Genomic DNA, 18,597 nt, shown 5'->3' on the forward strand with positions numbered 1-18,597 from the left:
TGCGACGAAAGCGAGTAAATGATCTATTTTTATGCGAATAATAACGAGCCGTACACTCTGTCGACCTCCAACACGAACTGTTATGTGAGAGACGATGACGGCAATGTGGCCACCTTCGAAAACATTTCCTTTCAGGAAAATTTTAGTATCCTTCACATCGATCATTTTGCTCTGACCACTGACGTTCGAAATAAAGGTCGCGGAATGGAAGTTCTCCGTGCATTTGCTAAGGTGGTCGCAAAGCACCAGCCGCCCATCCAGCAGATCAAGTTTTCACTTTCTAGACGGTCTACTGGCTCAACAGAGTCTCTGGCTAACGGCAGAGAACAACTGCTACGGAGAATCGGAGTCAAAGATGTCGGCCAAGAAAAGCCAAATAGTCGCGATGTGATCGTCGTGACTGGAACTTGGTACAGAGATGATTGGTGAGTTTGTGGCCAGATGTACCACGTTGTTGCGCTCAGCAGCGCTAGTCGGCGGGAGAGAGATCGCTACTTTTAAGCGACCTGAGTGCCGGGTATCAACAAAGGCTCCATGCGGGCATGCCACTGGTCTTCCATGGGATTGTAGATTCCCGGCAGGGGGTAGAACCGGTCGATCAGCGTGAAGTCTTTGACGTTCATAGTAGCGATTGCCACTCGGTGAACGAGGGCGACCGCCGCTATGTGAAGGTCTTGTCCAGCTCTGGGCCTTTGCGCTCTCGCGTTTGCAACGAAAAGGTTTTTCAGTCTAGGGTCTGCGGCGAGGACGCCCCAGACCTCTGCGACCTCTTTAGTCGTATCGATGACCGGAAGCCCGGAAGCAGACAGCCTTTGATACCAGGCTGATAAGCGAACCGCGCGAACCGGGTCCTTGTGAGAGATTTCCGTGATGCCCATTTGGAATTCCATCACGACGGCTATTGGGAGCATCAGGTTCTCGGCTGTCTCGATAAACCGGACCACAGCAGGATGTGGGTTTCGCCTGCTTGTTTCGCTCAGAACGCATGTGTCGAGTAGATAGCCGAGTGACATGTCGATAGCCTAGTTTTCGCTAACGTCAGCCTCCCATTCTATGGTTAATTTAGGATTAAAGGTGAGGTGAATGCACGTCCAATCGATATGCGCTCTCGACACTTCGATATTGGTAGAGCTATTGAAATTAATTTTCGGACTTGCTAATAGAAGTTTGCTGGACATTCTTTCCGTTTCCCCTATATGCCAGACTTGCGTCACGCCTTCTCTCGTTATTCGGGAGGCGTGAAGGAATTCTTTGTTTCCGGAGGTGAATGTGTCAGGCGACGGCGCGGAACAATTCCTTACCCTCACAGAAAACGATCAGGAGCTTCACCGCTTTTTTGATCGCGTCCGTGCTGCAGGAACGATAGTTGTGAAAGTTGGCGAGCACGAATTTGTCGTGGAGCATAGACCTACCACCATCACCGATGAAGCACGACGGTTGCTTGCAAGGGGCGGACCTGAGGACTGAACTGATTTAAAGTCAGTGGGCCGAGGAACAATAGGCCGAACACTTTTGTGGCGAAGTAAAATTTCCGGAGGAAAACGTGGAATTGTAGTATTTCACGTCTTGAACTCAGGGATGATCACCATGATATTGCAGGCATCCGGTCACGAGGGGCAACCTGGGGGGGCGGAGAATTACTTGAAGCTGTCAAGCCCGAAGGCCGCCAGCAGGTATGCCATGATGTCCATCCGGACCTCCAGGTATAGCTGGACGCTCAAGGTACATGACGAGCAATCGTACATGCAGCCAATATAGTCCATTATCTCGAATACATGTGCCGTTAGGGTATTTCATACCTGTGCTAAACAGTCGGGGGCGAAAGGTTAACTGGAAGCACACCGGTCCTTTTGCCCCCTCTCGCTTCCGAGGACCACCGTGAAAGCCTGGACAGCTTCAGTTAGGCGATACCCACATTTTGACCCCGTAATTTCCGAAGCTGAAGCAACGGATATAGCCACTGATCCGGATCGCGTCAGGTTGCATACTTTCTATCCTTTTCTTCGGTACGATGAAGGCTGGAACGCCTACACTGAAAAAGGCAAAAGCGGCAAGCGCAAGGATCGTCCCATTCGGTTTGCAGCCCGACTTGATAGCTGCATATTCTCTTACTATCGCCACCTTCTCTCAGCTCCTTATGAAACGAAACTCCAGTCAGAGGGACTGGCGGACGCGGTCATCGCCTATCGTCGTATTGCAAAAGCCAGCGGAGGAGGCGGACAGAGCAACATCGATTTCAGTCTATCGGCTGTAGAGGCTATCCAGTCACAGGGGGATTGTTGCAGCATCGCGCTTGATATCAGCAGCTTTTTTGAGACACTTGACCACGACCGTCTCCTCGATGTCTGGGCCGAACTGCTTGGTGTCCCACGATTGCCAAACGACCACTTCAAGGTCTTTCAGGCAATTACACGTTACGCTCATGTTGACGTCATTCAGGCCTATACGCGACTAGGGTTCTACGGTGATAAAACGGACCGCCACGGGAGAACACGACCTGGTTATTTGAAACCGAGGAAGGAAATCCCAGTCCAACTCTGCGATGGGCGGACTTTCCAAGCCAAGATCGCGCGGTCAGCAACCCAACCTTCCATTATTGAAGTCAACAAATGCGGCAAGGGCGTCCCTCAGGGGGCACCGCTCTCTGACCTCTTGGCAAACGCCTATCTGTTGGATTTTGATAAATACCTTCGCGACGTCTGCAGCGAGTTCGGTGGTAAGTTTTTCAGGTATTCTGACGACATACTTGTGATCGCACCAATCTCTGAAATAGATGCACGCAAGCTCGAAGCAGACATCCGAGGTGCAATATCTACCTACGGCAAAGGCCTTGTAATCAAGGAGGAAAAATCAGCCATCCATCGCTTCGAAGTCAACGGTGACAGACAGGCAGTATTCACGGTCAAAGCCGCCGACAAGAGTGGCAATCCTATGCCTAGCAAACCGTTTGAGTATCTTGGTTTTCGTTACGATGGGAAGCATGTTTACATACGCGACAAGACGATGAGCAATCTCCATCGAAAAGTTGCATCGGTTTGTAGAGCAACGGCAATCCGGCAAGCGAAGCGATATCGTGGAAAGACTGTCCACGACATCCTTGCGTTGACCAACATCGAAAAACTAATTCAGGCGTTTGGCTCGGTGAAGGACTTCAAAAGTAAGTCAGCTGATTATCGCAAATGGACGTTCACAACCTATGCCAAACGCGCATCAAAAACGATGGGACCGTTGGGTAAGCCAATAGAACGTCAGATAAAAAACCTAAGGAGCGCGATCCATAGGAAGCTTGAGTATGAGCTGAACCGCGCACGATAGCGTTCGCTTAGGTCGAGGTGTAGCACATCATTCTCCAAGCAGACCGAGAAGGGCTTCAAAAGTAGAATTTTGTCGGGCTTTATGATCGAGGAGATTTTGATGAAGATGGTTGAGCGAATCAGTCGTAACGTGCGGGGTGGTTGTGGAAGACGTTGACCATGGTAAGGCGATGGCCGACTTTGTCGCCGCGCTTGCGGGCGATCATGACGACTTGGGAGCGCGAATCCGCAAGGTATCGCACACCGCGAAATCTGGTTCTGCCTGTGTAAATATCCACGCGCATTTTCTCGCTTTCCGCAATGGGCTTCCAACCCTCCATGAATTTGTGGAAATTCTGTCGGCCAAGCTGATTGGCTTCTGCTTGCCGAGAAAACACATCCAAGACGCTCAGGCGGGATGGGCCGGTTTGCCACCGATGAAACAGTTAGAGAAGGCCGTCCACCTCCAGAACAAGGCCATTGACCTTTTCAAGCGGGCCAACAAAAGCTCCAACAGAAATGGAGAATTTGGTGAGGTCATCACCTACTTGCTGATTGAATCGGTTCTTCGCGCCCCGCAATTCATCGCGAAGATGAGCCTCAAAACCAACTCACAGATGCCGGTACATGGGTCAGATGGAATCCACCTGAGCTACGACGCAGCAACCAAGCAGCTCAAACTGTATTGGGGAGAGGCTAAATGTTATCAGGCCGTAAATACAGCCATAGAAAGCGCTATCAAATCCGTTGGTGAGAATCTTCAGCAAAACAAGATGTCACACGAGCTGTTCCTGATCGAGCAGCATTTTGACCTGTCGGGGTTTCCTGCGGACTACAAAGAAGCGATCCTTTCCTTCCTCGATCCCTATTCCGAAAACTCGAACATTCGGGTCGACGTTTCGGTCGTTTTCATAGCGTTCGATTTTGCGGCCTTTGCCGAAATGAAAGCACTGGAACCCGGCCTAGTGGAGGCCGCTTTTGCAGAAGAACTAAGAAATGCGCTCCCAGCGCTGGCAGTCCGTATCGATGATACATTAGCCAAGCACAGCGTACCAAGCCACGCCATCGAGGTGTTTTTCCTTCCTGTCGCATCAGTCAAGGATTTGCGCGAACAGTTTCAAAACCGGATCGGGTGGACAACATGATTCAGGAGTTGTCGGATCGTATTTGGAAAAACTCCGTCTTTCACAGCCAGCTGGATACGTTGATCGGCGCTTGGCTTCAGCATGAACTGCAGATTACAGCAACAATGAACCTGTCGGACAAGGACATGGCGCGTTGTATCCAAGCTGCAGCAATCCTTTCGAAAAGCGACGATCCTATGCGTCAGCGAGCAGCCTACAGCATCGCTGCGTGCGCAAACGACCTTCGGTCTGAGGAACTTCCTGGCTTAGCTGGTACTTTGCGATTGGTGCTTACGGGACTTGGCAACTTTCCGGCGTTTACAACGTCTGCGGTAATTAACGACTTCCGCCGATTGCCGATGCAGTCGGCCGTCTATGAGGAACTCCGTCGCGCAACGAATGCGGTATCAATCGGGGATGAAACGGTTGTACTGACTGATTTTCAGGCCCGACTGTGGCAGTTGCTGACTGGCGGATATCGCGTCGCAATATCAGCGCCGACTTCAGCTGGAAAGTCTTTCGTTCTACAGCAGTATCTGCGCGGGCTGGTCCGGGCCGGAAAGCTTGAGCAGGCCTGCTACATTGTGCCCAGCCGTGCGTTAATAGCTCAGGTCACAGACGCAATCGTAACGTGGCGTCAAGCGAACGGGTTTGTGGATGTGTCTGTCATCAATGTGCCTATGACTGCTGAGGTCGAGCTGCCGAGGAAAGCGATCTTCGTGCTGACACAGGAGAGGCTTCAGGCGCTTATGGGGTCGCACCCCGATTTTGCGCCAACATTGATTATATCTGACGAGGCTCAGAGTATCGAAGAGGGCTCTCGGGGCGTGCTCCTGCAGAATGTCATCGACAAGCTGTTGGCTCGGTCACCGAACGCTCAGCTCGTATTTGCTGGCCCTAACATCAAGAACCTAGATGCATTCGCCAAGATATTTGGCATCGATAAGGTCGAAGAAGTCCAGAGCCGATCACCAAGCGTCGTACAGAACTTGATTGTCGTGAATACGAGATCACCGATTAGAGGGCGGGTTTCTGTTCAGCGGCTGACGGCTGACGGTCGAACCGACTTGGGATACATGGAGATTGGCAAAGCACTTCCAAGCACCAGGGAACGCCTCGTTCGAATTGCGGACCGATTTGGTCGGCAGAAGCCATCGATTGTATACGCCAATAGGCCATCCGACGCTGAGGGTGTGGCGCTCGGATTAGAGGAGTTAAATCGGTCGACTGAGCCGAATGAGCGGCTGCTTGAGTTATCGGAATTCGTCAAAGTTGCTGTACACCCAGAGTACGATTTGGCGAAATGCTTGTTGCGTGGCATCGGCTTCCACTACGGTCGTATCCCAGCCTTGGTCCGCCGGGGCGTAGAAAGCGCCTTCAGCGACGGCGACATCCGCTTTCTCGTTACGACAAGCACCCTTATCCAAGGCGTGAACTTCCCCGCAGCCAATCTTTTTGTTTGCAAACCTAAGAAAGGCCAATCAACCGATCTTGAACCTGCCGAATTCTGGAATTTGGCGGGTCGAGCAGGGCGGCTCGGCAAGGAGTTTCAGGGAAACATCTTTCTGATCGACTACGATGAATGGACGACAAGCCCTGCCGACAAAGGCAACGAGATCGAGTTGAAGAGCTTTTTGACGGAGACCCTGTCCACCCGCCTCGACGAGGTTGAAGCTTGTGCATTGGAGAGTAACCCGCAGCGTGAAACCTCCGATCTCGCTGACGTGGAGGCTACGTTCGCTAGATTGCTGGCAGATCACATGGCGGGACGCCTTGATCAGACGCTCACGCGTTGTGATGTAGAGGAGGGTGATCGGGATCGGTTGCGCAAGGCGCTCGATGTCGCGCAGTCCAGAGTGTCACTTCCTTCGGAAACGATTGAGGCAGCGCCGACGGTATCCGCGCTCCGACAGCAGCGCCTTGCGACCTACCTAAAATCGGAGATCAAGGGCGGTGGTATTCGAAGACTAGAGGAGTTGATCCCACGCCATCCTCGTGACGACGCCGCATGGAAGACTCTGTCTGAGATTTATCGCATATGCCATGAACGAATTCTGTCGGTCGATGTCCCAAAGCTCCACTTAAGAATGGCGGCTATATCACTAAGCTGGATGAGAGGTGATCCTCTTCCCGCAATCATTGAAAAAAACCGGGAATACAACAAGGGCGACACAATATCAGCAGTTATCCGCAACACCCTAAACGACATCGAGCAGGAGGTGCGTTTCAAGTATTTCCGGTTGGCCACATGCTATATCAGTGTATTGGCACATTGCCTGAAGGAATCAGGCCATACCGACTACCTGTCCAGCTTATCCTCTTTGCCGACGTACCTTGAGATGGGGGCGTCCGATCAAACAATGATCAGCTTCATCGCCTTGGGTCTGTCACGTCATACCGCAAAGGAACTGATGGAGTTTACGGTAGAGAAAGAAATGGACCCCGCTACTGCTTTGAAATGGTTGCGACAGGAGAATTTTGACAGCCGTATCGCTTCCCCCATGGTTAGACAGGATATCGTCAGAGTTCTTGAAAGCGCAGGAGCCGCTTAGTCTACGAGCGCAGGCTCAGTCGAGATGCAGGTATGATACGAGAATTTATCCCAAGTCCCGTCAAGCCGGACTACGCGAAAGCACTGCGTTGCGTAGTCCGCTGCTTGGACCTCGAAATGGTGAATACCGTCGCCGATTTTCTCTACGCTTTCCGGATGCCGCTCAAGCAAACTTGCGAGGTCTAGAGCGTCCTCTTCCGAGACAGTCTCTCCGGGTCGATAGCGATTCAGCATCTCTGCAAAATATTTGCTGGCATCGCCTTTCTTATCGAAAGAGCGAGTTTTCAAGATAACAGGGCGGCCACGAGCCATACAACTTCTCCATTATATACTATGGAGATGAAGTGGGGACGAATTAAAACAGTTGCAATACTTGGTCGTCCATTTTCCGTTGGTGTGGACGAAAGTCAGTTCCATGGCGAAAAACCCCATAACTAGGTAAAATTGAAGACTTGGCTCGCTCACCAGTCAGAATGTCCCCGCGCGCTAGTTCCTACCCAAAACTCAGGTCTGGTAACGGCAAACATTTAGCGAGGGTTTGTATTGAGACAAAAGCAAGCAGGCAGTGTTGCCTAACGGTGTCAAGCGTGAAGGTCGACGGCGACATCTTGGTAATCTGCCGCATGCTCCTGGCAATGGGCGCGCACGCGCTGAAGCCAGCTCTCGTACCAGACCCACATCCCCTTATATTCACCATCACGGCCGAAATTATTGGCCGGATTTTTAGCATCCAGCGCGTGCCATAGAGCTGTGTGACTTCCTTGTTTGAACTTGGGATAGCCCTCTGCTTGCATGATCTCGATAATCTGCTTGCCGAGATACCGTTTCTTTTCGACCTCCTTGAGCAGCACGCGGTTGATCTCGGCGGCTTCTTCAGACCCCGGCTTCACGAACTCAACGGCGAGGTCGGCCGCCGATTTTCTGTTCGCAAGCTTCGGTACAAATACGACACGGTATGCGAAATCAGGATCGGCCATCTGTTCATCTGAGAGCCCGTTGTGGAACTCATCCATCAGCGTCTCGATGTGCGCCGGAAGAGAACTTGCCTTCTTCAGGATGGAGCGCTGGTCTGAACTGAACGTGACAAACTGCAGGGCAATGGGAAGGCGACGTTCGAGGCCGTACTGGCCACCGAATAGCTTTTTGATCGCTTCATTGAAATTTATGCAGCAGGCTTGCATCTTCGCACTAACCGCGTCGTCAATACGGCTGGTCATGCGATGCTCAATCTCGTGCCGGATCATGATCAGGAATTCCAGGTTCTTCACAGCACCACCTGGTATAGGGCATCTTCCATGCCTGAGGCACATGCCCAATTCCCAATAGCAATCCTCTCCAGAGGTCGTCTTTTTGACAGTGCCGTCCGCGTTTTTATAGCGATAATCGATGCCCTCTCGCCGGTAAAAGGCATGCATCAGGTACGTCCAGGCGATGACGCTGGTAACGATAAACAGTTCTGCGCGGAAGGTGAGACCTGCACCATTGAAGGTGTGAACGGCTGCGATCATTGCCTCACGAGCCTTGATCAGCAGCTCGTCGCCGCGCACGCTCAAACCAGTCGCCGGATCAATGTCTGGCCAAGTCGCCAGATAATCGCTCAAGTCATCGTCGGTTGCGGCCTTAACAGCCTTATGCTTGCTTTCAGTTCTGATTTCGGAAATGACACGATGGTTCACCGACCGTGTCGGTCTGGTGAAATATGCAAGGATTTCTTGATCGCTATACCTGCCTCGGGCAAGCATCGCCTTGACCAAAGCGATTTCCCACCTCTCAAGCGGCAGCCGTGGTTTCTTCGCCAAATCCATCCCCCCTGGTGAGCGCAAAGATACGACTAGAAACGCTGGTGAGTCGCAACTTTTAATTTAGGCATGATGATGCTCTGGCAGGAAAACGACGGAGATGCTCTCGTGCGCTACTGCTTACCACTCGGTAATCTGTCCGGGTTTAGGTTTGCACAGCATATTTAATAGTGAGACATTCTGTTGGAACGAACTCGGACGGGCAGCGTCGCCTTCTTCGGCGACCCACATGGCAACTTCCGTCCTGTGCGCGAAATGCTATGGCATCATCACCCCGCTCATTCCATTTTCCTTGGTGACTTTGACTTGGATCGGCCCCTTGATTTAGAACTGGCGGACCTGACGTCGGTCGGTTCGAGCATCTTTTTCATCCATGGCAATCATGACGCCGACCGGGAACGTTGGCACGACTTCGTTTTTGCATCCGGTCTCGCAAGCAGCAATCTGACCGGTCGTGTCGTTGCGCTGGACGGCGTTCGGGTTGCGGGCTTGGGTGGCGTATTCCATCCCGACGTTTGGCATCCTCAGAACGCTGGAGGCATCCCCAAGTTCAGTACACGGAGTGAGTATCTCAGCGCCCATTCAAGATCGACGTGGCGCGATGGACTGCCCCTGCGTCATCGGTCGACGATATTCCCTGAGGACTTCAACTCACTGGCCGCACTTGAAGCTGACATCTTGATCACGCATGAAGCGCCGTCGACCCATCGATATGGGCACACTGAAATCGATGACCTTGCGGAGGTTCTGGGAGTAAAGACCATTGTGCATGGCCATCTTCACCAGGACTACCGCGCTACGCTTCCTAACGGCATCAAGGTGATTGGCTTGCCAAAAGCGGGCGTTCTCGTCACGTCGTTCTCAGTGCTGATCTGACCATTCCGTTCGAGCACACACCCTTGAGGACTCATTCGATCACAGCCTGAACGCCATAAGACGTTGCGGCCGACTGAATAGGGAGCAAGAATCGAAGTCGGAAACCTCTCAATAGGGTTGGATGAATGACGACAGATGTTCCAGTTGACGACCTCCTGAGGCAATTTCTCCGGAAAGTGCTGGGTGATGTCATCGCGGAGGAAGCTGCAGGCAAAACGGGTCCTGCCACGCAAAACCTGAGATTAATTGAAGGGTTGCTTTTCACCTACTTAACCCGAAGCGGCACAACCTGGTCCGAAATCTCAGCCTCAGTTTTTCCTGACGATCCTGTTAGCCTGCTCTCGATTTCGAAAGTGCTTGAGAAAACGGGCGACAGGCTGATCGGCATCTTCTTTACCATTGGGCCACCGTTGGCGAGTGACCGAAACATCTGGAACATCGTCAACCGAACGACCGCAGCAAGGTATAGGCTGCTTCCGGATATCCTCACGCAGGTATCTGAAAGTTAACTTTCGTCTGAAATGACTAACGGCTCAGGAGAGCTTCTATGTCAGACGATGAGAAATGGCTTGCTGCTAAAAGCCGATACAAAGCGTTCCGAGAAGATCGTGATAGTGCCTATCTGTTGAAAATTGTGATGCAGCAGTTCCAAGATACGGGTCGCATTGGCGCTCATTTTGGCCGTCTTGCGAATCAAATCATGGCCGCTAAAAATGCCGGAGATGACTACACTGGCATTGTTGCGTTGGCCGACTACATTGACGAGCCGTTTGACGCAGAGCCCTCGGAATTCGAAGACGTCGCCAAGCAATACTGGCGCTTCGAGCGCCTAGCTCACGAGTATCAAAGCGCCATTCGGTTGCCGATCCTGCCGGACGCGATATACCTTCCAGGCCCGCAACATTACGAAGAAATTGTGTCTCCGTTCGGCAAACACAGCAACCGGGTCGATCAGGAAGATAACGAATTGGACGCTGTCTTTCGATTCCTCGCCGGTAGGTTCAAGTCGCATCCGCACATGGTTTATTGGTTTGCACAGTTCCGTGACGCAGCCGAACCGGGAGAAAGCGCTTACGACTGAAAACCACTACGGCATAGCGCTCGCCTTAAATCTACGCGCTTATTTTCAGCCAAAACGTTTGCTTTGACCGGGACGGTGTCCGAGCACGAAGACGACTGCGCTGTAAGCGAAGGAAAAAACTATCGGATCGGATCATCCACAGCAGCGGTTATTGCGACGAACCAAAGGAGCGCAATCACTAAGTGGCGTGAACCTATCTGTTATGAGATATGAAAATGGTGCTGCTAGAGAGATTTGAACTCTCGGCCTCTCCCTTACCAAGGGAGTGCTCTACCCCTGAGCTATAGCAGCATCTGGCGAAGCGGTTTCAACCGCTGCGGAACGAGGGGGCTATTGCCACAGGTTTTCGGGCGGCGCAAGCGGCAAAACGCTGTTTGGTCAATAAAAACGTCAAAGCCACGCCATCTTCCGGTTTATCCACATTTGCGCTATCACCCCGTCATGACAGACGAGAGCGACCCATCCAAAGCTGAGCGCGTGGCCGAGGCCAAGCGGATTTCCGCACGTGTGACCCAGGCTGAAGCCGAGCGGCGGCGCGAGCGGGCGGCCCAGAAACTGCGGGAAAACCTGATGCGGCGCAAAAGCCAGGCACGGGCCCGCCGAGCGGGCGACGCCGATGAGACCGAAGGGCTTCCTGCCGCATATTCGCCTCAACACGATGACAGTGAGGCTTGAAAACGGCGAATTGAACGGCGGGAAGTTTTCGTCTAAACACCGCCTTTCATTGCGCTGGCCGTCGCGCGTCGTGCAAAGCATTCTTCAAACCAGGAAAGGCGGGGGCATGCCTTGCCCTCTGATCACGCTTTATGGATCGTATCAGGATTGTCGGCGGCAACGCCCTTAACGGCATCATTCCCATTTCAGGTGCAAAGAACGCCGCCCTGCCCTTGATGATCGCCTCGCTCCTGACCAGCGACACGCTGACGCTTGAAAACGTGCCACATCTGGCAGACGTCGAGCTTCTGCTGCGCATTCTCGGCAATCACGGCGTCGACATTGCCGTCAACGGAAGGCGCGAGCGCCAGTCGGGCAGCTATTCCCGCACGATCCACTTCACCTGCCGCACCATCGTCGACACCAACGCGCCTTACGACCTGGTATCGAAGATGCGCGCCAGCTTCTGGGTCATCGGCCCGCTTCTGGCCCGTGAAGGCAAGGCCCGCGTCTCGCTGCCAGGCGGCTGCGCCATCGGTACGCGGCCCGTCGATCTATTCATCGAGGGCCTGCGCGCGCTCGGCGCCACCATGGAGATCGACAGCGGCTATATCGAAGCGACAGCGCCGAAGGGCGGGTTGATCGGCGCCAGCTATACATTCCCCAAGGTGTCGGTGGGCGCGACCCATGTGATGCTGATGGCGGCCTCGCTTGCCCGTGGCACGACCGTCATCCACAATGCCGCCCGCGAACCTGAGGTGGTGGATCTCGCCAACTGCCTCAACGCAATGGGCGCCCGGATCACCGGCCAGGGAACGTCCACCATCACCATCGAAGGCGTGACCAGCCTGTCAGGCGCCCGCCACCGGGTGCTGCCCGACCGGATCGAGACAGGCACTTATGCCATGGCCGTCGCCATGACCGGCGGCGATGTGACGCTCGAAGGCACCGATATCGCCCTGCTCGACACAGCTTTCGAAGCGCTGCGCCGGGCCGGCGCCGAGATTACGGCCGTCGAGGACGGTATTCGCGTGATCGGCCATGGCGATGCGATCCGCCCCGTCGATATCGTCACCGAACCCTTCCCCGGCTTCCCGACCGACCTGCAGGCGCAGTTCATGGGCCTGATGACCCGCGCCCAGGGCGTGGCGCATGTCACGGAAACCATTTTTGAAAACCGCTTCATGCATGTGCAGGAACTGGCCCGCCTCGGCGCCAAGATCACGCTCAGCGGCCAGACAGCCCGCATCGAAGGCGTGCAGCGCCTGCGCGGCGCGCCTGTCATGGCAACCGACCTGCGCGCATCGGTGTCCCTGGTTATTGCGGGACTTGCCGCCGAAGGCGAAACGCTGGTCAACCGGGTCTACCATCTCGATCGCGGCTTCGAGCGGCTGGAAGAAAAACTGACCCGCTGCGGCGCCGTCGTGGAACGGATCAGCGACTGACCCGTCTGCTGCGACACTTTAAACATACGGCGAGGTTTCGCCGTTGCTTAATCGGGAGCGGCAACCTATCTGCAAGGCTAATGCAGATATAAAGTTCTACAGCGAACCTTTGTGCGCCATGTGCGGCGCACGGCGCTGTAGGTGCAACAGCGGGGCCGTGCGTATGACTGATCTTAAGCTTCTTTCCCTGGATGAAGAGGACCTCGCCATCCTCTCTGCCCATTTGCAGGATGCGGTGTTCAAACCTGTTGATGCCGATTATTCGGCGAAAACCGGTGTGTTTTCCATAGCGGTCAACCGTTTCGTCTGGGAAAAGGCTGGCGAGCGCGGCGGGATTTTCCGCCGCAAGAAAAGCTTTGAGCGCCGGCGCGCGGTGTTGAGCGTCAAGCGCGTCCGATCAGTCCGCTCTATCGGCTTTACCAGGGGTGACAGGGAGCAGGTGCTGAACCTGCTTGCCGTGACCTTCACCCGCACCGGCGACGGCCCGGAAGGCCGGCTGGACCTGGTCTGCGCCGACGATGCCACCATTGCTCTTGATGTGGAATGCATCGAACTTCAGCTTGCAGATACCGGCGGCGCATGGGAAACCACATCAAGGCCCCGGCATCCCGGGGCCTGAGACGGAACGGCGGCAGGCGGAAGAAGGAACAGGGTGCAGTGGCAGTATGGCTTGAGCAGGCAGGGGATGATTTCGAGGCACGCTTTGCTGCCTTTCTCACCACCAAGCGGGAAGTATCCGAGGATGTAAACGCCACCGTCAAAGCCATCATCGATGATGTCAGGGCGCGAGGCGATGCGGCTTTGGCCGAATATTCCCTGAAGTTCGATGGCCTTGATTTCGCCACCACGTCGATGCGCGTCACCCAAGCCGAGATCGATGCCGCCTTTGCAAGCGTATCGCCTGAGCTGATCGACGCACTGCGGCTCGCCGCCGAGCGTATCGAGCGCCACCACGCCCGCCAGATGCCGAAAGACGATATCTATGAAGATGCTATCGGTGTCGGGCTCGGCTCGCGCTGGACCGCCATCGACGCCGTCGGCCTCTATGTGCCTGGTGGCACCGCCAGCTATCCAAGCTCCGTGCTGATGAATGCCGTGCCTGCCCGCGTCGCCGGCGTGCCGCGGGTCGTCATGGTCGTGCCCGCCCAGGGCGGTGCCATCAACCCGACAGTGCTGGCTGCTGCGAAGATCGGCGGCGTCACCGAGATCTACCGGATCGGCGGCGCACAGGCCGTTGCCGCGCTCGCTTATGGCACTGAGACCATTGCACCGGTCGCCAAGATCGTCGGCCCCGGCAATGCCTATGTCGCCGCCGCAAAACGGCAGGTCTTTGGAACTGTCGGTATCGACATGATCGCCGGCCCGTCTGAAGTGCTCGTGATTGCCGACAAGGACAACAACCCAGACTGGATTGCAGCTGATCTGCTCGCCCAGGCCGAACACGATCGTGGCGCGCAGTCGATCCTGATCACTGACGATGCCGCATTTGCAAGGTCAGTGGAGACTGCTGTGGAACGGCAGTTGAACACACTGACCCGTGCCGAGACAGCAGCAGCCAGCTGGCAGGATTTTGGCGCGTTGATCATCGTACCGGATCTAAATGCCGCCGTGCCGCTGGCCAATCGTATTGCCGCCGAACATCTGGAGCTGGCGGTTGCCGATCCCGATGCGCTGATGGCCGGCATCCGCAATGCCGGCGCGATCTTCATCGGCCGCCATACGCCTGAGGTGATCGGCGACTATGTCGGTGGCTCCAATCACGTGCTGCCGACGGCGCGCTCCGCCCGCTTCTCCTCCGGCCTGTCGGTGCTTGACTTCGTCAAGCGCACCTCGATCCTGCGGCTCGGGCCGGAGCAGTTGAAGCAACTGGCACCGGCGGCCATTGCGCTGGCGACCAGCGAAGGGCTCGACGCTCATGCGAGGTCGGTTGCCATCCGGCTCAATCTCGAGGACTAGGCGATGGCCAAGGGCGACTTCAAGCTCTGTGATGTCGTTCTCGACGAGACGATCGGGCGCTCGACGCCCGATGTCGAGCATGAGCGCGCGGTCGCCATCTTCGATCTGATCGAGGAAAACTCTTTCGAACCGGTGGGTCATCCGGGCGGCCCCTATCGCCTCAGTCTCTCGCTGGTCAATTCCCGCCTGGTCTTCACCATTACTACCGAAGACGGCGAGACGGTCGCCACCCATATCCTGTCGCTGACGCCACTTCGGCGGATCATCAAAGACTATTTCATGATCTGCGAGAGCTACTATGAGGCGATCCGCTCGTCGACGCCGAGCCAGATCGAAGCGATCGACATGGGGCGGCGCGGCATTCACAATGACGGTTCACAGACATTGCAGGACCGGCTGAAGGGCAAGATCAATCTCGACTTCGACAGTGCGCGGCGGTTGTTCACGCTGGTCTGCGTGCTCTATTGGCGCGGATGAGGCGGCCGGGATGAGCGAACCGACCGACCATGCAGCCGATGCAGCCCCCAACCCGGCCCCCAGTGCCGAGGCGGATCAGGAGCGGCGCATGCCGGGCGCCGTGCTGTTTCTCTGCGGTATGAACGCGGTTCGCTCGCCAATGGCCGAGGCAATTGCCCGGCGCATGCTGCCCTCAGGGGTCTATGTCGCCTCCGCCGGCGTTCGTCATGGCGAGCGCGATCCTTTCGTCGACGTGGTGCTCGACGAAATAGGTCTCACGCTCGGCCGCCGCCAGCCGCAGACGCTCGACGACCTCGAAGACGATTTTTTCGACCTCGTCGTAACGCTTGCGCCCGAAGCCCATCATGCGGCATTGGAACTGACGCGGTCTTCATCTGTTGAAGTGGTGTATTGGCCGATGCCGGACCCAACGGTGGAAGCCGATACCCGCGATCAACAGCTCTCGGCCTATCGCGACGTGCGCGACAGGTTGACAACGATGATCGAAGAGCGCTTCAGAAGGCCCGGAACACGGCCGCTGGGCGGCGTTTGAAACAAATTCGAAAAGCCCGATCTACAAGGTTCACAAAAGCCCGTTGATTGTGTAGGTTCCGGCCACATTTTGACCGGGGCGGCAGACGCTCCGATGAAACTCACAGAAAGACAAGGCATCAATGGCTAAAGAAGAAGTCCTCGAATTCCCCGGTGTCGTTACGGAACTGTTGCCGAACGCCACATTCCGGGTGAAGCTCGAAAACGAACATGAAATTATCGCCCACACGGCGGGCCGCATGCGCAAGAACCGTATCCGCGTTCTCGCCGGCGACAAGGTACTCGTTGAAATGACCCCTTACGACCTGACGAAGGGTCGCATCACCTATCGCTTCAAGTAACGGCGAGGAGCCGCGCATGGCCGGCAAACGCAAGCTGATCCTGGCATCAGGATCACCCCGGCGAGTGGAACTGCTGCGACAGGTGGGCCTCGAGGCTGATCGGTTGATGCCGATGGACCTCGATGAAAGCCCTCTGAAAAACGAGCAGCCACGCTCGCTGGCGCGCCGGCTGGCCACCGACAAGGCCAAGGCAGCTCTCGACGCCATTGAGGATGAAGCCGACTGGAAAGGCTCCTTCATCCTGGCGGCCGATACGGTGGTCGCGGTCGGCAGGCGTGTGCTTCCCAAGACAGAGTACAGCGACGAAGCAATCGCTGCCCTGAACCTGCTCTCCGGCCGCAATCATTGGGTGTTCACGGGCGTCTGCCTGATCACACCCGACCGTAAGGTCCGGCAGAAGGTGGTGGAAAGCAAGGTGCGCTTCAAACGCCTGTCCGATAGCGAAATCAATGCCTATATCCTGTCGGGAGAATGGCGCGGCAAAGCAGGCGCATACGCCATCCAGGGCATTGCCGGCAGCTTCGTGCAGAAACTGGTGGGCTCCTATCCCAACGTCGTCGGCCTGCCGCTCTATGAGACGGTGCAATTGCTGGCGGGCGAAGGCATGGATGTGCAGGCACGCTGGCCAGAAGGTTAGTCTTTCTCGTTCCAACGGAACCTCACACATTCCGCAACAGGCTCGACAAGGTCTTAAACCGGACCGAATTTTCGATAATATCGAGCGAATTGAACGTGTTAACATTGCCGTGAGATCTGACAGATCTCACGGTGCTGTCGTGCCGCAAAGGATGCAATCATGAGCAACCAACCAACCCCGAGCGCCAAGATCGAACCGCTGCGCAAGCCCCGCCCCTGCCCGGAATGCGGTCATCCGTCACACCGGGAACACTATCCCTTCTGCTCGGACCGCTGCCGTAGCCTCGATCTGTCGCGCTGGCTGAAGGGCTCCTATGCCATTCCAGTGGCCGAAGACGAATCCAACCCCGAGGACGACGGCCGCTTCTGACCTAGGACAAGGTAATTTCGGCGTAAGCTTCTGTTTGTAAAAGCTTTTCAATCTTTTTCATTCTACCGTCAAAAAAGTGTCGTTTGCCGCTGGACATGAAGAATTTAGATGGTATAACCGCGCTGCTTCCGGGGGAAAACTTTCCCCCAAACGGCAAACGGGCCGCTAATTCGCTCGTTTGGCCAGGATGCCCGGATAGCTCAGTTGGTAGAGCAGCGGATTGAAAATCCGCGTGTCGGTGGTTCAAATCCGCCTCCGGGCACCATTAACTTACTGAAAACTTTAAGTTTTTGAAAAGCTCTTTGATCCAGCTTGTTTTGGAAATACGCTAGCGCACATCTAGCACACTCCGAAAATTTGCTCTTTTCCCTCAAGTGTCTTCGTGCCTGCTCAGGCCGCGGATTAGCGCAGCTTTAACGCAGGCGTGCTAGCAACGTAACCGATTTCGGAGAACGTCATGTTGCAGCACGCAAAGCAGCCCAAACAACCTTTTACCCTCTTTCAGCGTCCTGGCGGCACCATATGGTCCGTACGGTTCTCAGCCGGCGGCAAACAGGTTAGAAAAAGCCTTGACACCGACAACTACGATGAAGCGCATCATCGGGCCTACCAGATATGGAGCGAGGCCAATTATCGGGTGAAGAATGGGTTCACCGCAGTTGTTCGTCCGTTCGGGGAAGTGGCCGAGGAGTTCATCAAGTTTGTTGTCGCTGAGAGCGAGCGCAACGACCGCAGCGAATATCATTCCCGCGACTGGCCGCCTGTTATTCGTCGCTATCTCGTCGGCTTCTTCGGCAACAAGCCCATCGATACGATCCGGGAACCGGATATCGAACGCTACGTGGAATGGCGTCGTAATTATTGGGTTTCGGGTCCGGGCAAAGATATCGATTTCATTCGCTACGAGCGCGGTGGGAAAATTCTGCGCCGTTCGGCACGCCACGAAGTGCCAACGGTAAGTCGGCAGCGTGGGGAATTGACTATCGTGCGGGCGTTATTTCAGCAGGCGCTGAAGTGGGGATATTGCGGCAAGCTCGACATTCCAGATATCAAGGTTCGAAAGCGCGTTGATAATAGTCGCCCGAGCTTCACACCGGAAGAATTTGAAACGCTTATCAGCACCAGTTTGCAGCGCATCTATCCCGATCACAGTGGGCAGGGAAAATTGATCCGTGGCAAAGATGGTAGAGTATGGCGACAATTTCGGCAGAACCTGCATGTCATCTCCGACAGGTTGAAACTGCACGCTCATATCGAAATCGCATCCGGCACCGGCATGCGCCCAACGGATCTCAAAAATCTCAATTGGGGCCATGTCGTGCGCTTTCGCTCCGTACGGCAAGGCAAGCTGGAAGATCAGGACGTGCGCTTTCAAGTGCAGGGCTGTGTTTCGGCGTGCAAAATTGACCCCATTAGCGGGGTGATCGGCGTCCAATTTTGACCCCCTTCGGATTTATCTGACC

The 18,597-nt window shown here is 55.2% G+C and carries 20 protein-coding genes and 2 tRNA genes; 18 read left to right on the forward strand and 4 right to left on the reverse strand.

Features of this window, described 5'->3' with window-relative positions; all coding sequences use genetic code 11:
* Positions 1 to 18: 18 nt before the first annotated feature.
* Positions 19 to 429 (forward strand): hypothetical protein, encoded by a 411-nt coding sequence (locus tag BJF91_RS00460; protein ID WP_075612525.1) that lies wholly within the window; start codon positions 19 to 21, stop codon positions 427 to 429.
* Between the two features lie 68 nt (positions 430 to 497).
* Here BJF91_RS00460 and BJF91_RS00465 read toward each other — a convergent pair whose 3' ends face one another.
* Positions 498 to 1,013: a PIN domain-containing protein gene (locus BJF91_RS00465; RefSeq protein ID WP_075612526.1), complete on the reverse strand. Its 516-nt coding sequence runs from the start codon at positions 1,011 to 1,013 to the stop codon at positions 498 to 500.
* Positions 1,014 to 1,878: 865 nt separating this feature from the next.
* Between BJF91_RS00465 and BJF91_RS00470 the strand changes: the two genes are divergently transcribed.
* The 3 genes from BJF91_RS00470 (at position 1,879) to BJF91_RS00480 (ending at position 6,969) form a co-directional block, all read left to right on the forward strand.
* Positions 1,879 to 3,315 (forward strand): reverse transcriptase domain-containing protein, encoded by a 1,437-nt coding sequence (locus BJF91_RS00470; RefSeq protein ID WP_234801499.1) that lies wholly within the window; start codon positions 1,879 to 1,881, stop codon positions 3,313 to 3,315.
* A 142-nt stretch (positions 3,316 to 3,457) separates the two neighbouring features.
* Positions 3,458 to 4,438, forward strand: coding sequence for a HamA C-terminal domain-containing protein (locus tag BJF91_RS00475; RefSeq protein WP_139310543.1), 981 nt, complete (start codon positions 3,458 to 3,460; stop codon positions 4,436 to 4,438).
* Entirely contained in the window at positions 4,435 to 6,969 is a 2,535-nt protein-coding gene (locus tag BJF91_RS00480; RefSeq protein ID WP_075612529.1) for a DEAD/DEAH box helicase, read from the forward strand. Before BJF91_RS00475 ends, BJF91_RS00480 begins: the two co-directional genes overlap by 4 nt.
* Here BJF91_RS00480 and BJF91_RS00485 read toward each other — a convergent pair.
* Together BJF91_RS00485 and BJF91_RS00490 are read right to left on the reverse strand one after the other, a co-directional pair.
* On the reverse strand, positions 6,966 to 7,280 hold the full coding sequence (locus BJF91_RS00485; RefSeq protein ID WP_075612530.1) for a DCL family protein: 315 nt from the start codon (positions 7,278 to 7,280) through the stop codon (positions 6,966 to 6,968). The two genes, BJF91_RS00480 and BJF91_RS00485, sit on opposite strands and share 4 nt — an antisense overlap.
* 269 nt (positions 7,281 to 7,549) lie before the next feature.
* Positions 7,550 to 8,767 carry a DUF3644 domain-containing protein gene (locus tag BJF91_RS00490; RefSeq protein WP_234801500.1) on the reverse strand — a complete coding sequence of 406 codons (1,218 nt, stop codon included), beginning with the start codon at positions 8,765 to 8,767 and terminating at the stop codon, positions 7,550 to 7,552.
* A 183-nt stretch (positions 8,768 to 8,950) separates the two neighbouring features.
* Between BJF91_RS00490 and BJF91_RS00495 the strand changes: the two genes are divergently transcribed.
* From BJF91_RS00495 to BJF91_RS00505, 3 genes are all read left to right on the forward strand, one after another.
* Positions 8,951 to 9,643 (forward strand): metallophosphoesterase family protein, encoded by a 693-nt coding sequence (locus BJF91_RS00495; RefSeq protein WP_075612531.1) that lies wholly within the window; start codon positions 8,951 to 8,953, stop codon positions 9,641 to 9,643.
* Positions 9,644 to 9,768: 125 nt separating this feature from the next.
* A complete protein-coding gene (locus tag BJF91_RS00500; protein ID WP_075612532.1) occupies positions 9,769 to 10,152 on the forward strand; it encodes a hypothetical protein in 384 nt (127 codons plus the stop codon).
* Between the two features lie 38 nt (positions 10,153 to 10,190).
* A complete protein-coding gene (locus BJF91_RS00505; RefSeq protein WP_075612533.1) occupies positions 10,191 to 10,724 on the forward strand; it encodes a hypothetical protein in 534 nt (177 codons plus the stop codon).
* 216 nt (positions 10,725 to 10,940) lie between these two features.
* Here the strand turns inward: BJF91_RS00505 and BJF91_RS00510 are convergent.
* Positions 10,941 to 11,015 (reverse strand) — tRNA-Thr (locus tag BJF91_RS00510).
* 150 nt (positions 11,016 to 11,165) lie between these two features.
* Between BJF91_RS00510 and BJF91_RS00515 the strand changes: the two genes are divergently transcribed.
* From BJF91_RS00515 to BJF91_RS00565, 11 genes are all read left to right on the forward strand, one after another.
* Positions 11,166 to 11,399 (forward strand): hypothetical protein, encoded by a 234-nt coding sequence (locus BJF91_RS00515; protein WP_075612548.1) that lies wholly within the window; start codon positions 11,166 to 11,168, stop codon positions 11,397 to 11,399.
* Between the two features lie 131 nt (positions 11,400 to 11,530).
* The gene (gene murA / locus BJF91_RS00520) at positions 11,531 to 12,823 is read left to right on the forward strand and encodes a UDP-N-acetylglucosamine 1-carboxyvinyltransferase (protein ID WP_075612534.1); all 1,293 of its coding nucleotides are present in this window, start codon (positions 11,531 to 11,533) and stop codon (positions 12,821 to 12,823) included.
* 163 nt (positions 12,824 to 12,986) lie between these two features.
* Entirely contained in the window at positions 12,987 to 13,442 is a 456-nt protein-coding gene (locus BJF91_RS00525) for a DUF2948 family protein (RefSeq protein ID WP_075612535.1), read from the forward strand.
* 38 nt (positions 13,443 to 13,480) lie between these two features.
* Positions 13,481 to 14,779 (forward strand): histidinol dehydrogenase, encoded by a 1,299-nt coding sequence (hisD, locus tag BJF91_RS00530; RefSeq protein WP_075612536.1) that lies wholly within the window; start codon positions 13,481 to 13,483, stop codon positions 14,777 to 14,779.
* A 3-nt stretch (positions 14,780 to 14,782) separates the two neighbouring features.
* Positions 14,783 to 15,256, forward strand: a complete 474-nt coding sequence (locus BJF91_RS00535) for a UPF0262 family protein (RefSeq protein WP_075612537.1) — start codon at positions 14,783 to 14,785, stop codon at positions 15,254 to 15,256.
* Positions 15,257 to 15,344: 88 nt separating this feature from the next.
* Complete coding sequence (locus BJF91_RS00540) at positions 15,345 to 15,788, forward strand: arsenate-mycothiol transferase ArsC (RefSeq protein WP_075612549.1); 444 nt, start codon at positions 15,345 to 15,347, stop codon at positions 15,786 to 15,788.
* Between the two features lie 121 nt (positions 15,789 to 15,909).
* On the forward strand, positions 15,910 to 16,128 hold the full coding sequence (infA, locus tag BJF91_RS00545; RefSeq protein WP_004435948.1) for a translation initiation factor IF-1: 219 nt from the start codon (positions 15,910 to 15,912) through the stop codon (positions 16,126 to 16,128).
* A gap of 16 nt (positions 16,129 to 16,144) precedes the next feature.
* A complete protein-coding gene (locus BJF91_RS00550) occupies positions 16,145 to 16,765 on the forward strand; it encodes a Maf-like protein (RefSeq protein ID WP_075612538.1) in 621 nt (206 codons plus the stop codon).
* 159 nt (positions 16,766 to 16,924) lie between these two features.
* Entirely contained in the window at positions 16,925 to 17,134 is a 210-nt protein-coding gene (yacG, locus tag BJF91_RS00555) for a DNA gyrase inhibitor YacG (protein ID WP_075612539.1), read from the forward strand.
* A 189-nt stretch (positions 17,135 to 17,323) separates the two neighbouring features.
* A tRNA-Phe gene (locus BJF91_RS00560) sits at positions 17,324 to 17,399 on the forward strand.
* Positions 17,400 to 17,591: 192 nt separating this feature from the next.
* Positions 17,592 to 18,575 carry a hypothetical protein gene (locus BJF91_RS00565; protein ID WP_075612540.1) on the forward strand — a complete coding sequence of 328 codons (984 nt, stop codon included), beginning with the start codon at positions 17,592 to 17,594 and terminating at the stop codon, positions 18,573 to 18,575.
* Positions 18,576 to 18,597 lie beyond the last annotated feature (22 nt).

Origin of the sequence: Gillisella taibaishanensis, assembly GCF_001938985.1 — a bacterium.
Lineage (GTDB): Bacteria > Pseudomonadota > Alphaproteobacteria > Rhizobiales > Rhizobiaceae > Allorhizobium > Allorhizobium taibaishanense.